This is a genomic window from Ideonella livida (assembly GCF_010499455.1).
In the GTDB taxonomy this organism is placed as follows: Bacteria; Pseudomonadota; Gammaproteobacteria; order Burkholderiales; family Burkholderiaceae_C; genus Ideonella; species Ideonella livida.
Window position 1 is genome coordinate 315,999 of the sequence record NZ_JAAGOH010000002.1, and the last position, 15,338, is coordinate 331,336.

Consider the following 15,338-nt stretch of genomic DNA (forward strand, 5'->3'; position numbering starts at 1 on the left):
CCCGGGCGGCCACGGCATCTGGCAACAGCCCCGCAGCGATTCACCCGTGGCACCACGGCCTGGGGCGGATCTGAACCTGAGCACGCCACAATCTTCTGCCATGCCCCCTCCAGACGCCCCGTGCCAGCCGGCGTACCACCCCAGCTGGTGGCGCATCTTCTTCATCACCCAGGGGTTGTGCCTGGGCATTGGCGTGCTGCTGGTCTTCCTGGCCGGCTGGGGCTTTGCCCATGTCAACCTGGTGTTCTCGTTCTGCATCGGCAACGCCACCTCGGCCTTCATCAACGGCGGACGCTGGCTGGTGTGGCATCACCTTGTGCGCACGCCGCAGGGACGGCAGGCCGCCCTGGACCGCGGCTGGATCGGCTGGCGCTGGACCGTGCCGCTGCTGCTGCTGGGCACGCTGCTGGGCTACGAGCTGGGCGCAGCGCTGGGCGGCGCACTCACCGGCTACCGGCACCACAGCCTGTTTTCCGCACCGGTGCAGGAGTGGGGCCTGAGCGGCCTGTTCACCCTCCTGGCCTCGGTCGGCCTGACCTGGTTCTTCCACAGCCGCGCCCGCATCGCCCAGGCCGAGCAGCAGGCCGCCGACGTGGCCCGGCTGGCGGCCGAGACCCAGCTCACCCTGCTGCAGAGCCAGCTGGAGCCGCACATGATGTTCAACACGCTGGCCAACCTGCGCGCCCTCATCGGCGTGGACCCGGTGCGGGCACAGCAGATGCTGGACCACCTGATCGACTTTCTGCGCGCCACGTTGCAAGCCAGCCGCACCGGCGCCCACCCCTTGTCGGCCGAATTTCAGCGCGTTGCCGACTACCTGGCGCTCATGCAAATCCGCATGGGTCCGCGGCTGCAGACCCAACTGGACCTGCCCGAGGAACTGGCCAGCCTGCCCGTGCCACCGCTGCTGCTGCAGCCGCTGGTGGAAAACGCCATCAAGCACGGCCTGGAGCCCCAGCGCCGCGGCGGCCTGATCCATGTGCAGGCCCTGCGCGAAGGCGACGCGCTGCTGCTGCGGGTGGAGGACAGCGGCCGCGGACTGGCCGCCGCCCAGGCCGGCCAGGCTGGCCCGGCCGCGGCAGGCAGCCCCGTGCCGGGCACCGGCTTCGGCACCCGCCAGGTGCAGGAGCGCCTGAGCACCCTGTACGGCGAGCGCGCCCGCTTCACGCTGAGTGACCGCCCGTCCACCACCAGCCCGGCGGCCCCGGGCACCCGGGCTGAAATCCGCCTGCCTTGCCCGCCCCGGCCCACCACCGGCCCCGCCTGACCTCCGTTTCCCCGCCCATGCCCACCGCCCTGATCGCCGAAGACGAACCCCTGCTGGCGCACGCCCTGGAAGCCGGCCTGCGCCAAGCCTGGCCGGACCTGACCCTGCTGCCCAGCGCCCTGGACGGCGAGGAGGCGGTGGACGAAGCCCTGCGCCACCTGCCGGACCTGCTGTTCCTGGACATCCGCATGCCCGGACGCACCGGACTGGAGGCAGCCCAGGCCATCATGGAGGACTGGCCGGCCGGGCGCCCCCTGCCCCTGGTCGTCTTCATCACCGCCTACGACCAGTACGCGCTGCAGGCCTTCGAGGCCCAGGCGGTGGACTACCTGCTCAAGCCGGTGCCCCCGGCCCGGCTGGCCGCCGCGGTGCAACGCCTGCAGGGCTGGCTGGCCCAGCGGCCGGCCCCCACGGCCTGCACCCCCACCTCACCCACCGCCCCGCCAGCCGACGGCGCCGCCCCGCTGGGCCTGGACGAGAGCACCCTGGCCCGCCTGCGCCAGCTGCTGTCCACCCCCGCTGCCGCCGCGGTGCCCAGCCCGCCGCGGCTGCAGGTCATCCAGGCCTCCGCCGGCGCCACCGTGCACCTGGTGCCGGTGGCCGAGGTGGTCTACTTTGAAGCCGCCGACAAATACATTCGTGTGCTCACCGCGGACAAGGAGTACCTCATCCGCTGCGCCCTGCGCGAGCTGCTGCCGCAGCTCGACGAGCAGGAGTTCTGGCAGGTCCACCGCGGCACGGTGGTGCGGGCCACCGCCATCACCCAGGCCCACCGCGACGAGGCCGGCCGGGTGTTTCTGCAACTGCGTCAGCGCCCCGAGCGCCTGCCGGTCAGCCGCCTGTACGCCCCGCGCTTCAAGGGCATGTGAGCGCCCACCGGCGGGCGGGGGCCGCTGGCTAGAATCGGTGACAACCCGCAGCGCCCGACGCCACGGACCCCCGTGCCCCGGCGAATGCGCCCCAACCCTTTGAATCTCCACGCTTTTTCATGAGCGCCCACAAGCCCGCCACCCCCGGAGCGGCCGTCGAGCCGGTCAAGCCCCACAACTTCCTGCGCGCCATCATCGAGCGCGACCTGGAGGCCGGCACCTACGACCAGCGCCCCTTTGCCGGCAGCCCGGGCGACGCCGCCCACCACGCCGCCGGCCAGCCCGACCCGGCCCGCGTGCGCCTGCGCTTTCCGCCCGAGCCCAACGGCTACCTGCACGTGGGCCACGCCAAGAGCATCTGCCTGAACTTCGGCCTGGCGCGCGACTACGGCGGCGTGTGCCACTTGCGCTTTGACGACACCAACCCCGAGAAGGAAGAGCAGGAGTACGTGGACGCCATCAGCGAGATGGTGGCCTGGCTGGGCTGGGACTGGAACGCCCACGGCGTGAGCCACCAGTTCTACGCCAGCGACTACTTCGACTTCATGTACCGCGCCGCAGAGACGCTGATCGAGCGCGGCCTGGCCTATGTGGACGAGCAGACGCCCGAGGAGATGCGTGCCAACCGCGGCGACTTCACCACCCCGGGCGTGGACAGCCCGTTCCGCGGCCGCACCCCGACCGAGAACCTGGCGCGCTTTCGAGAGATGCGTGACGGCGTGCACCCCGATGGCGCCATGGTGCTGCGGGCCAAGATCGACATGGCCTCGCCCAACATCAACCTGCGCGACCCGGCCATCTACCGCATCCGCCGCGCCACCCACCACAACACCGGCGACAAATGGTGCATCTACCCGATGTACACCTTCGCCCACCCGATCGAGGACGCGCTGGAGCGCATCAGCCACTCGATCTGCACGCTGGAGTTTGAAGACCAGCGCCCCTTCTACGACTGGCTGCTGGAGAACCTGGCCGATGCCGGCCTGCTGGCCCGTCCGCTGCCCAAGCAGTACGAGTTCGGCCGCCTCAACCTCAGCTACGTCATCACCAGCAAGCGCAAATTGAAGCAACTGGTGGACGAAGGCCATGTGAGCGGCTGGGACGACCCCCGCCTGCCCACCCTGGCCGGCATGCGCCGGCGCGGCTACACGCCCGCCTCCATCCGCAAGGTGGCCGACGACTCCGGCGCCAGCAAGACCAACGCCTGGCTGGACTACTCGGTGCTGGACATCGCCCTGCGCGCCGACCTGGAGGAAAAGGCCCCACGCGCCATGGCCGTGATCGACCCGGTCAAGCTCAAGCTCACCAACTACGCCGAAGTCTTTGGCAGCGACGACTTCCGCGAACCCTGCAGCGCCCCCGCCCACCCGCACCTGCCCGAACTCGGCCAGCGCCAGTTCAGCCTGGGCCCCGAGCTGTGGATCGAGCGCGAAGACTTTGCCGAAGCGCCCGCCAAGGGCTTCTTCCGCCTGTTCCCGGGCAACAAGGTGCGGCTGAAGTACGGCGTCATCATCGAGTGCACCGGCTGCGAGAAGGACGCTGACGGCCACATTACCGCCGTCACCGCCACCGTGATCCCCGACACCAAGAGCGGCACCCCCGGCGCCGACTCGGTCAAGGTCAAGGGCGTCATCACCTGGGTGGGCGTGCACGAGGCCGTGGCCTGCGAGATGCGCCTGTTCGACCGCCTGTTCACCGAGGCCCAGCCCGACGCCGGCGGCCGCGACTACCTGAGCGTGCTCAACCCGAACAGCAAGCAGGTGCTGCGCTCCTACCTGGAGCCCTCGCTGGCCAAGGCCCAAGCGGACGACAAGTTCCAGTTCGAACGCCACGGCTACTTTGTGGCCGACCGCCTGGACCACAGCGCCGAGCATCCGGTGATCAACCGCATCACCACACTCAAGGACGGCTGGGGCAAGTAAGCCCGCCCGCTGCCGGCCGCCAAGCCGCCCGCCCGGGCGGCTTTTTCATGGGCGCCGCGCCGCCGGCCGGACACACCAAAGGGGCCCGCAGGCCCCTTTTGTCGTGTCGGTCAACGCGCAGCGGGCATGTCAGCGCGCGCCCGGCGCCGCCTCGTGCACCGCCGCCGGCAGGGCCTGGCCGGCGGCGGCCAGGGCCTGCTCCAGGCTGGGCTCGCTGCCCTCGGGCATGGGGGCCCCATCCAGCGCAGCCTGCATCTGCTGGCTGTCGAGCTGGCCACACCACTTGGCCACCACCAGGGTGGCCACACCGTTGCCGATGAGGTTGGTCAGGGCACGGGCTTCGCTCATGAAGCGGTCAATGCCCAGGATCAACGCCAGGCCGGCCACCGGCACCCCGCCCACGGCCGACAGCGTGGCCGCCAGCACGATGAAGCCGGAGCCGGTGACGCCCGCCGCCCCCTTGCTGGTCAGCAGCAGCACGGCCAGCAGCGTGAGCTGCTGGGTCAGGCTCATGGGCGTGTCGGTGGCCTGGGCGATGAACACCGCCGCCATGGTCAGGTAGATGGAGGTACCGTCCAGGTTGAAGGAGTAGCCGGTGGGGATCACCAGGCCGACCACACTCTTCTCGGCCCCGGCGTGCTCCAGCTTGCGCATCATGCGCGGCAGCACCGACTCCGACGAGGAGGTGCCCAGCACGATCAGCAGTTCTTCCTTGATGAACTTGATGAACTTGACGATCGAGAAGCCGTGGACCTTGGCGATCAGGCCCAGCACCACAAAGATGAACAGCAGGCAGGTGCCATAGAACGAGGCCATCAGCTGGGCCAGCTGCATCAGCGTGCCCACACCATACTTGCCGATGGTGAAGGCCATGGCGCCAAAGGCGCCGATCGGGGCCACCTTCATGATGGCGCCGACGATGGCAAACAGCACATGCGACAGCTTGTCGATGAAGGTGAACACCATGTTGTGCTTGCCGCCGAACTTCTGGAGCGCAAAGCCGAACATCACCGAGAACAGCAGCACCTGCAGGATGTCGCCCTTGGCGAAGGCGTCCACCACGCTGCTGGGGATGATGGCCAGCAGGAAGTCGACCGTGCCCTTCATCTTGCCCGGCTCGACATAGGCGGCGATGCCCTTGGTGTCGAGGTTGGCGGGGTCCACATGCATGCCGGTGCCCGGCTGCATCAGGTTGACGACCACCAGGCCGATGACCAGCGCCACGGTGGACACCACCTCGAAGTACAGCAGGGCCAGACCACCGGTCTTGCCCACCTTCTTCATGTTCTCCATGCCGGCGATGCCCAGCACCACGGTGCAGAAGATGATCGGGGCGATGATCATCTTGATCAGCTTGATGAAGCCGTCGCCCAGCGGCTTCATCTGCTCGCCCAGGGCGGGATAGAAGTGGCCCAGGGCAATGCCGATGGCAATGGCCGCCAACACCTGGACATACAGCGACTTGTAGAAGGGCTGGCGCGCTGCACCAACCGAAGGAGAAAGGGAACTCATGGGGGTCTTCCGGGTTTTCCTTGACAGGGTTTTCCCTAAAGTTTAGGCAGGTCTCCCCCCTTGCAGCGTGTGGGTTCTGCGTAGGCCCGTCGGACGTGCGATCCGGCCTTGCCTGTGGACAATTACCACTGAATCAGGGGTTTTCCCCGGTCCGTGTGGACAAACATGTGGGCAAGGCGTGCGGGCGCCCGCCAAGTGCTTGAAGTCAAAGGCGCTGCCTTGCCGTGCTGCGAAAACAGGCACATCGCTCGTTTCGCCCACTTTTGGTGCATTCGCCGGGTCTGGCGGTGGATCAGCCGCTGCGGGCCAGGGCTGCGGCCACGTCTTCGCGCAGCTGGCGCAGGGCCGCCAGCTCGGCCTGGGGCGCGGCCAGCGCCGGCCACAGCAGCTGGACCAGGCTGCGGGCGGTGGCATCGATGGCGGCATCGTCCAGGGGCCGGGATTGGCCCACCACCTCCCAGAGCAGATGCTCCATGGGGCCCAGCACCGTGGCACGCATCAGGCGCAGCGACACGTCCTGCCGCAACTCGCCTCGGGCCTGCCCGCGCGCCAGCACCGCCATCAAGGGTGCGGTGTAGCGGCGCTGTAGCGGCTGGAAGGTCTCGCCCAGGTCCTGCCCCTTGCTGCGGCCCTCGGACAACACCAGGGCGCACAGTCCGGTGCCTTGCTGAAGGAACAGCCTCAGGTGGGTGCGAACCAGGTGCAGCAGCTGGGCCTGGGTGCTGGCCTGCGGGTCCAGGCCGGCTTCCATGGCCTGGATGATCTCGTCATACCAATCACTGATGACCTGCACGCACAGGGCACGCTTGCCGCTGAAGTAGGTGAAGACGGTGGCTTCGCTGATGCCCAGACGCTGGGCGATCTCGGTGGTGGTGGCCCGCTCGTAGCCCTTCTCGGCCAGGACCTCGCGGCCCACGCGCAAGAGGTCCCGGACCCGCTGCTCGGACTTGGCGCTGGCCGGTGGGCGACGCCCGGCTCGGGGCGATGCGGCAGGGACGGATGCAGCACCGGACGTGCCGGGGGCCGGTGGTTCGGGCGGGGTGCTCATGGCGGCCGCACTGTGCCGGCTGGCCCTGGCCCCGTCAACCCGGCCACAGACTTTCCACGCATTTATTGAGCAAGCCTCAACTCTATTGCCTTACGCCGTGGGATGGCGCTATGCTGCAGCGCTGAAAGCGGCGGATGGCGGCCTTTTCGCCACCCCGAGGGTTGACCCGAATCCCAATATTTGAGCAATGCTCAATTCAGTGCGGAGACTGCCATGTTCGAATCCACCTTCACCTTCCCCTTGGGCGAGGACATCGCTGCGCTGCGCGACGCGGTGCGCACCTTCGCGCAGGACCAGATCGCCCCGCGCGCCGCGCAGATCGACCGCGACAACCTCTTCCCCGCTGACCTGTGGCGCAAGCTGGGCGAGCTGGGCGTGCACGGCCTGACCGTGCCCGAGGAGGAGGGCGGCACCAACCTGGGCTACGTCGCCCACATGGTCGCCATGGAGGAGATCTCCCGCGCCAGCGCCTCGGTGGGCCTGAGCTACGGCGCGCACAGCAACCTGTGCATCAACCAGATCAAGCGCAACGGCAACGCCGCCCAGAAGGCGAAGTACCTGCCCCAGCTGATCAGCGGCGAGCACGTGGGCGCGCTGGCCATGAGCGAGCCGGGCGCCGGCTCGGACGTCGTCAGCATGAAGCTGCGCGCCGAGAAGAAGGGCGACCGCTACGTGCTCAACGGCAGCAAGATGTGGATCACCAACGGCGGCGACGCCGACACCCTGGTGGTCTACGCCAAAACTGAACCGGAGCTGGGTGCGCGCGGCATGACCGCCTTCATCATCGAGAAGGGCTTCAAGGGCTTCAGCAAGGGCGAGCACCTGGACAAGCTGGGCATGCGCGGCTCCAACACCTACCCGCTGTTCTTCGACGACTGCGAGGTGCCCGAGGAGAACGTGCTGGGCGGCGAGGGCAACGGCGCCAAGGTGCTGATGAGCGGCCTCGACTACGAGCGCATCGTGCTCTCGGGCGGCCCGCTGGGCATCATGGCCGCCTGCCTGGACGTGGTCGTGCCCTTCGTGCACGAGCGCAAGCAGTTCGGCCAGTCCATCGGCGAGTTCCAGCTGATGCAGGGCAAGCTGGCCGACATGTACTCCACCTTCCAGGCCTGCCGCGCCTACGGCTACGCCGTGGCCCAGGCCTGCGACCGTGGCGACCACAGCCGCACGCTGCGCAAGGACGCCGCCGGCGTCATCCTCTACACCGCCGAGAAGGCCACCTGGATGGCCGGCGAGGCGATCCAGGCCCTGGGCGGCGTGGGCTACACCAACGAGTACCCCACCGGCCGCCTGTGGCGCGACGCCAAGCTCTACGAGATCGGCGCGGGCACCTCCGAGATCCGCCGCATGCTGATCGGCCGCGAACTTTTTGCTGAAACCTGCTGACGGCCCCCCCCCCCCGAAGCGGCTGCGCCGTCTGACAGGCCAGCCCACTCCACCCGGCGACTCCTGACCCCGTGACCGCACCATGGCCCCACTGCCCTCCAAATTGAACGCCCGCAGCGCCGACGCCCAGGCCAATGCCGCCGCCATGCAGGCGCTGGTGGACGACCTGCAAGCCAAGCTGTCCCAGATCGCCCAGGGCGGGGGCGAGGCCGCCCGCGCCAAGCACCTGGCCCGGGGCAAGCTGCTGCCGCGCGAGCGTGTGGAGATGCTGCTGGACCCGGACACGCCCTTCCTGGAGATCGCGCCGCTGGCCGCCCTGGGCGTCTACAAGGAAAAGGACGGCAGCGACGCCGCGCCGTCCGCCGGCCTGATCGCCGGCATCGGCCGCGTGGCCGGCATCGAATGCGTGATCGTCTGCAATGACGCCACCGTCAAGGGCGGCACCTACTACCCGCTCACCGTCAAGAAGCACCTGCGGGCGCAAGAGATCGCAGCGCAGAACCACCTGCCCTGCCTCTACCTGGTGGATTCCGGCGGCGCCAACCTGCCCAACCAGGACGAGGTGTTCCCGGACCGCGACCACTTCGGCCGCATCTTCTTCAACCAGGCCCACCTGAGCGCCCAAGGCATCGCCCAGATCGCCGTGGTGATGGGCAGTTGCACCGCCGGTGGCGCCTACGTGCCCGCCATGAGCGACGAGACCATCATCGTCAAGAACCAGGGCACCATCTTCCTGGGCGGCCCGCCGCTGGTGAAGGCCGCCACGGGTGAGGTGGTGAGCGCCGAGGACCTGGGCGGCGGTGATGTGCACACCCGCCTGTCCGGCGTGGCCGACCACCTGGCTGAGAACGACCTGCACGCGCTGGCCCTGGCCCGCCAGGCCGTGGGCAGCCTCAACCGCACCAAGCCCCAGCCCCTGGTGCTGCGCACGCCGCAGGCGCCGCTGTACCCGGCCGAGGAACTGCTCAGCGTGATCCCCACCGACACGCGCAAGCCCTTTGACGTGCGCGAGATCATCGCCCGTGTGGTCGATGGCTCGGCGTTCGACGAGTTCAAGGCCCGCTATGGGCAAACCCTGGTCTGCGGCTTCGCCCACATCGAGGGCATGCCGGTGGGCATCGTGGCCAACAACGGCATCCTGTTCGCAGAAAGCGCCAACAAGGGCGCGCACTTCATCGAGCTGTGCTGCCAACGCCGCATTCCGCTGGTGTTCCTGCAGAACATCACCGGCTTCATGGTGGGCCAGAAGTACGAGAACGAAGGCATCGCCCGCGCCGGCGCCAAAATGGTGACGGCCGTGGCCTGTGCCCAGGTACCCAAGTTCACCGTGATCATCGGCGGCAGTTTCGGTGCCGGCAACTACGGCATGTGCGGCCGCGCCTACAGCCCGCGCTTCCTGTGGATGTGGCCCAACGCCCGCATCAGCGTGATGGGTGGCGAGCAGGCCGCCAGCGTGCTGGCCACCGTCAAGCGCGACGGCATCGAGGCCAAGGGCGGCGCGTGGACGCCCGCCGAGGAAGAAGCCTTCAAGGCCCCCATCCGCCAGCAGTACGAGGCCCAGGGCCACCCCTACTACGCCAGCGCCCGCCTGTGGGACGACGGTGTCATCCACCCGCTGGACACCCGCCGCGTGCTGGCCCTGGGCCTGTCGGCCAGCCTCAACGCGCCCATCCCGGAGACGAAATTCGGCGTGTTCCGCATGTGAGTCGCCCCGGGCGCCCGGCCTTGCCGGAGGGCCCGCCCCAGTGGCCCCAACCTGTCGCGCCCACCGCCGCCCCACCGTGACCGACCCCGCCGTGCCCACCCACCACGCCGCCCCCCGGGGCTGGGCCATCGCCTGCACCCAAGCCGGGCGGGCCCGGGCGTGGCGGGCCCCATCGGCGATGCGCCGCGTGGTGGCGGTGCTGATCGCCATCGCCGGGGGGTTGCCGCCCGCCGCCCAGGCCCAGACCGAAGCGCCCGCAGCAGCGGCAGCCACCCCCACCGCCGCCTCCCGCCGCCCCCCACCGCTGGACGCCACCCTGGGCGAAGCCGTGCTGCGCGTGCCGGAAGAGGGCCCCGACGCGCCCCACCTGGAGGTCAGTGTCTTTCGGCCGCCCGGCCCCGGCCCCTTCCCGGTGCTGCTGTTCAACCACGGCCGCGCCAAGGGTGACGCGCGCCAGCAGCCGCGCAGCCGGCCGGTGCTGGTGGCCCGGGAATTTGTCTCGCGCGGCTGGGTGGTGGTCGCCCCCATGCGCCAGGGCTTTGCCGGCTCCGGCGGGCGCGAGCCCATCGGCGGCTGTGACCTGGTGGCCAACGGCCTGGGCCAGGCCCGCAGCGTGCACCGCACGCTGCGCTGGCTGGAGGGCCAGCCCTGGGCCGACCTGGACCGGCTGGTGGTCCTGGGCCAGTCCCACGGCGGCCTGGTGACGCTGGCCTACGGCACCCAACCCCACCCCGGCACCCGGCTGCTGGTCAATGTGGCCGGCGGCCTGCGCCAAGAACGCTGCCCCGGCTGGGAGGAGAACCTGCTGCGGGCCTTCGCCCGCTTCGGGGCCGAGGCCCGCCTGCCCTCGCTCTGGTTCTACGGCGACAACGACGCGCTGTTCCCGCCAGCCCTCTGGCGTGAAGCCCACCTGCGCCACCAGACCGCCGGCGGCCTGGCCACGCTGGTGGCCTTCGGCACCTTCCGCGACGACGCCCACGCCCTGCTGGGCAGCCCCGAAGGCCGCCCCCTGTGGGCCCCGCCCCTGATGGCCCGGCTGCAGGCCCTGGGCCTGCCCACCACCGTGGTCCACCCCCAGGCCGACCCGCAGGACGTGCCCCTGCCACCGGCCAGCGGCCATGCCCCGCTGGACGACCCGCTGGCCCTGCCCTTCCACCAGCCCCGGCTCCAGCAAGCGTACCGAGACTGGCTGCTCAAACCCAGCCCACGCGCTTTTGCCATCGACCCGCAGGGCCAGCGCTTTGGCTGGTCTTCTCGTGGCGAGCGGCCGCGCCAGCGCGCCCTGACCAACTGCCAGCAAACCCAGCCCCGGCCCTGCCAGCTCTATGCGGTGGACGACGCGGTGGTCTGGACCCCGACGCCTGCCGCCGCGCCACCGGCCGCCCCCTCCGCCACCAGCCCCTCCGCCTCCGCTACCGCCCGACCATGACCGACACCCTTGCCACCCTGGACCTGCGCCGTCCGCGCCCCTACATCGCCGAGGTCTGGCTGCACCGGCCGGACGTGCGCAACGCCTTCAACCCGCAGCTCATCGCCGAGCTGACCACCACCTTCCAACAGCTGGGCCAGGACCCCGAGCTGCGCGTGGTGCTGCTCGCCGGCCACGGCAAGGCCTTCTGCGCCGGCGCCGACCTGAACTGGATGCGTGCCATGGCCGACTACAGCTGGGCGCAAAACCGTGCCGATGCCCAGGCCCTGGCCGACATGCTCTGGACCCTGCACCAGTGCCCGGTGCCGGTGGTGGGCCGCGTGCACGGTGACTGCTACGCCGGCGGCGTGGGCCTGGCCGCCGTGTGCGACGTGCTGCTGGCCAGCGACGCCGCCAGCTTCTGCCTCTCAGAAGCCAAGCTCGGCCTGCTGCCGGCCACCATCGGTCCCTACGTGCTGCGGGCGCTGGGCGAGCAGGCCTCGCGCCGCTACTTCACCACGGCCGAGCGCTTTTCCGCCGCCGAGGCGCACCGCCTGGGCCTGGTGCACGAGCTGTGTACCCCGGACACCCTGGATGAGCGCGTGGCCGCGGTGCTGGAGGCGGTCTGCGCCAACGGCCCGGCCGCGGTCAAGGCCTGCAAGCGCCTTGTGCAAGACCTGGCCGGTCAGCCCCTGAGCGCCGACCTGCGGGCCGACACCGCCCGCCGCATTGCCGACATCCGCGCCAGCGCCGAAGGCAAGGAGGGCGTGTCGTCCTTCCTGGACAAGCGCCCCCCCGCCTGGCGCCACGCCGGCTGACCCTTCACCCCAGCGGGCCCTCGAACCCGCACGGCCATCGCTTCCCGGAGACATGACCATGTTCAACAAGATCCTGATTGCCAACCGCGGCGAAATCGCCTGCCGCGTGGCCACCACCGCCCGCCGCCTGGGCGTCAAGACCGTGGCCGTGTACTCCGACGCCGACGCCCAGGCCGCCCACGTGCAAGCCTGTGACGAGGCCGTCGCCCTGGGCGGCTTGGCCGCCCAGGACAGCTACCTGCGCTGGGAGCGCATCCTGGCCGCCGCCCGGGCCACCGGTGCCCAGGCCGTGCACCCCGGCTACGGCTTCCTCAGCGAGAACGAAGACTTCGCCCGCGCCTGCGCTGAAGCGGGCTTGGTCTTCATCGGCCCGCCGCCCGCCGCCATCGCCGCCATGGGCTCCAAGGCCGCCGCCAAGGCGCTGATGAGCCAGGCCGGTGTGCCGCTGGTGCCCGGCTACCACGGCGACGACAACGACCCCGCCCTGCTGGCCCGCGAGGCCGAACGCATTGGCTACCCCGTGCTCATCAAGGCCAGCGCCGGCGGCGGCGGCCGCGGCATGCGCCGCGTGGACCGGGCTGAAGACTTTGCCGCCGCACTCGCCTCCTGCCAGCGCGAGGCCCAGGCCAGCTTCGGCAACGCCCACGTGCTGGTGGAGCGCTACGTCACCCGCCCGCGCCACATCGAGATCCAGGTCTTCGCCGATGCGCACGGCCACTGCATCCACCTGGGCGAGCGCGACTGCTCGGTGCAGCGCCGCCACCAGAAGGTGCTGGAGGAATCCCCCGCGCCCGGCCTCTCCGCCGAGCGCCGCGCCGAGATGGGCGCCGCCGCCGTGGCCGCCGCGCAAGCCGTGGGCTATGTGGGCGCGGGCACGGTGGAGTTCATCGCCGAACCCACAACCGACGGCGACATCCGCTTCTACTTCATGGAGATGAACACCCGCCTGCAGGTGGAGCACCCGGTGACCGAAGCCGTCACCGGCTTTGACCTGGTGGAGTGGCAACTGCGCGTGGCCAGCGGTGAGCCGCTGGCCATCACCCAGGACCGGGTGACGCTGACCGGCCATGCCATCGAGGCCCGCATCTGCGCCGAGAACCCGGACGCCGGCTTCCTGCCCGCCACCGGCACCCTGGGCGTGCTGCGCTGGCCCGAGCACGTGGCCTTCCGCCGCAATGCCGACATGGAGCGCTTCCATGAACCGGCGCCGGTGCGCGTGGACGCCGGCGTGCGCCAGGGCGACGCCATCAGCCCGCACTACGACTCCATGGTGGCCAAGCTCATCGTCTGGGGCGAGGACCGTGCCCAGGCCCTGGCCCGGCTGGACGCCGCGCTGCGCGACACCCACATCCTGGGCCTGCAAACCAATGTGACCTTTCTGCGGCGGGTGGCCGCCAGCGCCAGCTTCACCGGAGCCGACCTGGACACCGCGCTGATCGAGCGCGAACGTGCCGTGCTGTTCGAGCAGCCCGGCCTGCCCCTGTCCTGGGCGGCGGCCGGCGTGATCGCCTGGGCGCTGGCCCGTGAAGCCGGCCAGGAAGGCGCCGACCCCTGGTCGCGCCGCGACGGCTGGCGCCTGCACGGCGGCGCCCAGCGGCGCTTTGACCTGCTGGAGCGGGCCGCCACGCCGGTGCACCACACCGTCACCCTGCTGCGCCACCACCGCGGCACCCTGGGCCTGCGCCTGGGCAGCGGCGCGCCGGGCAGTTCAGCAGCCGGTGCTGACCAGGTCCTGCGCTGGCGTGGCCTGGGCGACGACCGCTTCGAGGTGCAGCTGGACGACACGCGCCAGGTGCTCTGCGTGCACGCGCTGGGCCAGCAGCGCGCCGTGTTCAGCGCCACCGGCAGCCTGGTGCTGGAAGACTTCGACCCCATCGCCCACGCCGCCGATGGCGCAACCGAAGGCGGTCGCCTGACCGCACCGATGCCAGGCAAGGTCATCGCCCTGCTGGCCAAGGCCGGCCAGACGGTGGAAGCCGGCCAGCCCCTGGCCGTGATGGAGGCCATGAAGATGGAACACACCCTGTGCGCCCCGCGGGCCGGCACCGTGGCCGAGCTGCTGTACGCCGTGGGCGATCAGGTGGGTGAAGGCGCCGAGCTGCTGCGCCTGGCCGAGGCCTGAGACGCATCCCACGGACCCGACGCCAGCCCGCTGCGCCCTTCTTCCGCACAATGCCCCCCATGAACACCCTCCGCGCCGCCTCCCACCACCCATCCCGCGTCACCCTGGTGGAGGTCGGCCCCCGCGACGGCCTGCAAAACGAGAAGCAGACCGTGCCCACCGCCACCAAGGTGGAGCTGGTGCACCGCCTGCAGGCCGCCGGCCTGCGGGAGATCGAAGTCACCAGCTTCGTCAGCCCCAAATGGGTGCCGCAGATGGCCGACAACGCCGCCGTGATGGCTGCGGTGCAACGGCGGCCCGGCGTGCGCTACTCAGTGCTCACGCCCAACCTCAAGGGCTGGGAGGCGGCGCAGGCCAGCCAACCCGATGAGATCGTGGTCTTCGGGGCCGCCAGCGAAGCCTTCAGCCAAAAGAACATCAACTGCTCCATCGCCGAGTCCATCGAACGCTTCGCCCCCGTGGTGGCCGCAGCCCGGGCGGCGGGCGTCAAGGTGCGGGGCGCCATCTCCTGCGCCGTGGGTTGCCCCTACGAGGGGGCCGTGGCACCGGCGCGGGTGGAAGAGGTGGCCCGCCGGATGGCGGCCATCGGCGTGCAGCACGTGGGGGTGGCCGACACCATCGGGGTGGGCACCCCGCGACAGGTGCAGGCGGCCCTGGAGGCAGCGCTGCGCCACTACCCGCTGCACGAGGTCAGCGGACACTTCCACGACACCTACGGCATGGCCGTGGCCAATGTGCTCGCCAGCCTGGAGCTGGGCATCGCGACCTTCGACACCAGCGTGTCGGGCCTGGGCGGCTGCCCCTACGCCCGGGGCGCCACCGGCAACGTGGCCACGGAAGACGTCGTCTACCTGCTGCACGGCCTGGGCATCGAGACCGGCGTGGACCTGGACGCCCTGATCGACGCCGGCCTCTTCATCCGCGAAGCCCTAGGCCAGACCAGCGGCTCACGGGCGGCCCGCGCCCTGCAGGCCCGCTGTCCAACCTGAGCGCCACCCCCTCCCCCCAGATTCGAGGCCGACCGTGCCATCAAAATGACCCGCGTTACCGCGGGTTGTGCCCAATTGCAGGGACGAACCGACACGAGGAACACACTACAATCGCGTGTTAGCGTCCCAATCCCCCGGAGAGCTCTGAATGAACATCGTCAAGATCGGTACCCTGGTTGTTTCCGTTTCGGCCCTTTTTGCCGGTTGCAGCAGCACCCCGGTGGCCGAGCCCGCTGCCCCCGCCCCGGCCCCCGCTCCGGCGGCCCCGGCCCCTGTGGCCGCCGCCCCGGCT

11 protein-coding genes are annotated in these 15,338 nt (G+C 70.5%); 9 read left to right on the top strand and 2 right to left on the bottom strand.

Annotated elements, in window-relative coordinates; all coding sequences use genetic code 11:
• Window positions 1-100 precede the first annotated feature (100 nt).
• The 3 genes from G3A44_RS03360 (at window position 101) to G3A44_RS03370 (ending at window position 4,058) form a co-directional block, all read left to right on the top strand.
• Window positions 101-1,267 (top strand): sensor histidine kinase, encoded by a 1,167-nt coding sequence (locus tag G3A44_RS03360; protein WP_163456064.1) that lies wholly within the window; start codon window positions 101-103, stop codon window positions 1,265-1,267.
• Window positions 1,268-1,284: 17 nt separating this feature from the next.
• The gene (locus tag G3A44_RS03365; protein WP_163456065.1) at window positions 1,285-2,136 is read left to right on the top strand and encodes a LytR/AlgR family response regulator transcription factor; all 852 of its coding nucleotides are present in this window, start codon (window positions 1,285-1,287) and stop codon (window positions 2,134-2,136) included.
• A gap of 119 nt (window positions 2,137-2,255) precedes the next feature.
• Window positions 2,256-4,058, top strand: a complete 1,803-nt coding sequence (locus G3A44_RS03370; protein WP_163456066.1) for a glutamine--tRNA ligase/YqeY domain fusion protein — start codon at window positions 2,256-2,258, stop codon at window positions 4,056-4,058.
• 129 nt (window positions 4,059-4,187) lie between these two features.
• Here G3A44_RS03370 and G3A44_RS03375 read toward each other — a convergent pair whose 3' ends face one another.
• Window positions 4,188-5,570 carry a dicarboxylate/amino acid:cation symporter gene (locus G3A44_RS03375; protein WP_163456067.1) on the bottom strand — a complete coding sequence of 461 codons (1,383 nt, stop codon included), beginning with the start codon at window positions 5,568-5,570 and terminating at the stop codon, window positions 4,188-4,190.
• 292 nt (window positions 5,571-5,862) lie between these two features.
• Complete coding sequence (locus tag G3A44_RS03380; protein ID WP_163456068.1) at window positions 5,863-6,618, bottom strand: TetR/AcrR family transcriptional regulator; 756 nt, start codon at window positions 6,616-6,618, stop codon at window positions 5,863-5,865.
• A gap of 213 nt (window positions 6,619-6,831) precedes the next feature.
• Between G3A44_RS03380 and G3A44_RS03385 the strand changes: the two genes are divergently transcribed.
• The 6 genes from G3A44_RS03385 (at window position 6,832) to G3A44_RS03410 (ending at window position 15,046) form a co-directional block, all read left to right on the top strand.
• On the top strand, window positions 6,832-8,004 hold the full coding sequence (locus G3A44_RS03385; RefSeq protein WP_163456069.1) for an isovaleryl-CoA dehydrogenase: 1,173 nt from the start codon (window positions 6,832-6,834) through the stop codon (window positions 8,002-8,004).
• Window positions 8,005-8,086: 82 nt separating this feature from the next.
• On the top strand, window positions 8,087-9,709 hold the full coding sequence (locus tag G3A44_RS03390; RefSeq protein ID WP_163456070.1) for a carboxyl transferase domain-containing protein: 1,623 nt from the start codon (window positions 8,087-8,089) through the stop codon (window positions 9,707-9,709).
• Window positions 9,710-9,785: 76 nt separating this feature from the next.
• A complete protein-coding gene (locus tag G3A44_RS03395; protein ID WP_163456071.1) occupies window positions 9,786-11,138 on the top strand; it encodes a dienelactone hydrolase family protein in 1,353 nt (450 codons plus the stop codon).
• Window positions 11,135-11,935: an enoyl-CoA hydratase/isomerase family protein gene (locus G3A44_RS03400; protein WP_163456072.1), complete on the top strand. Its 801-nt coding sequence runs from the start codon at window positions 11,135-11,137 to the stop codon at window positions 11,933-11,935. The genes G3A44_RS03395 and G3A44_RS03400 overlap by 4 nt, the downstream gene beginning before the upstream one ends.
• 58 nt (window positions 11,936-11,993) lie before the next feature.
• Complete coding sequence (locus tag G3A44_RS03405) at window positions 11,994-14,057, top strand: acetyl/propionyl/methylcrotonyl-CoA carboxylase subunit alpha (protein WP_163456073.1); 2,064 nt, start codon at window positions 11,994-11,996, stop codon at window positions 14,055-14,057.
• A gap of 59 nt (window positions 14,058-14,116) precedes the next feature.
• Entirely contained in the window at window positions 14,117-15,046 is a 930-nt protein-coding gene (locus tag G3A44_RS03410) for a hydroxymethylglutaryl-CoA lyase (protein WP_163456074.1), read from the top strand.
• Window positions 15,047-15,338: the final 292 nt, after the last annotated feature.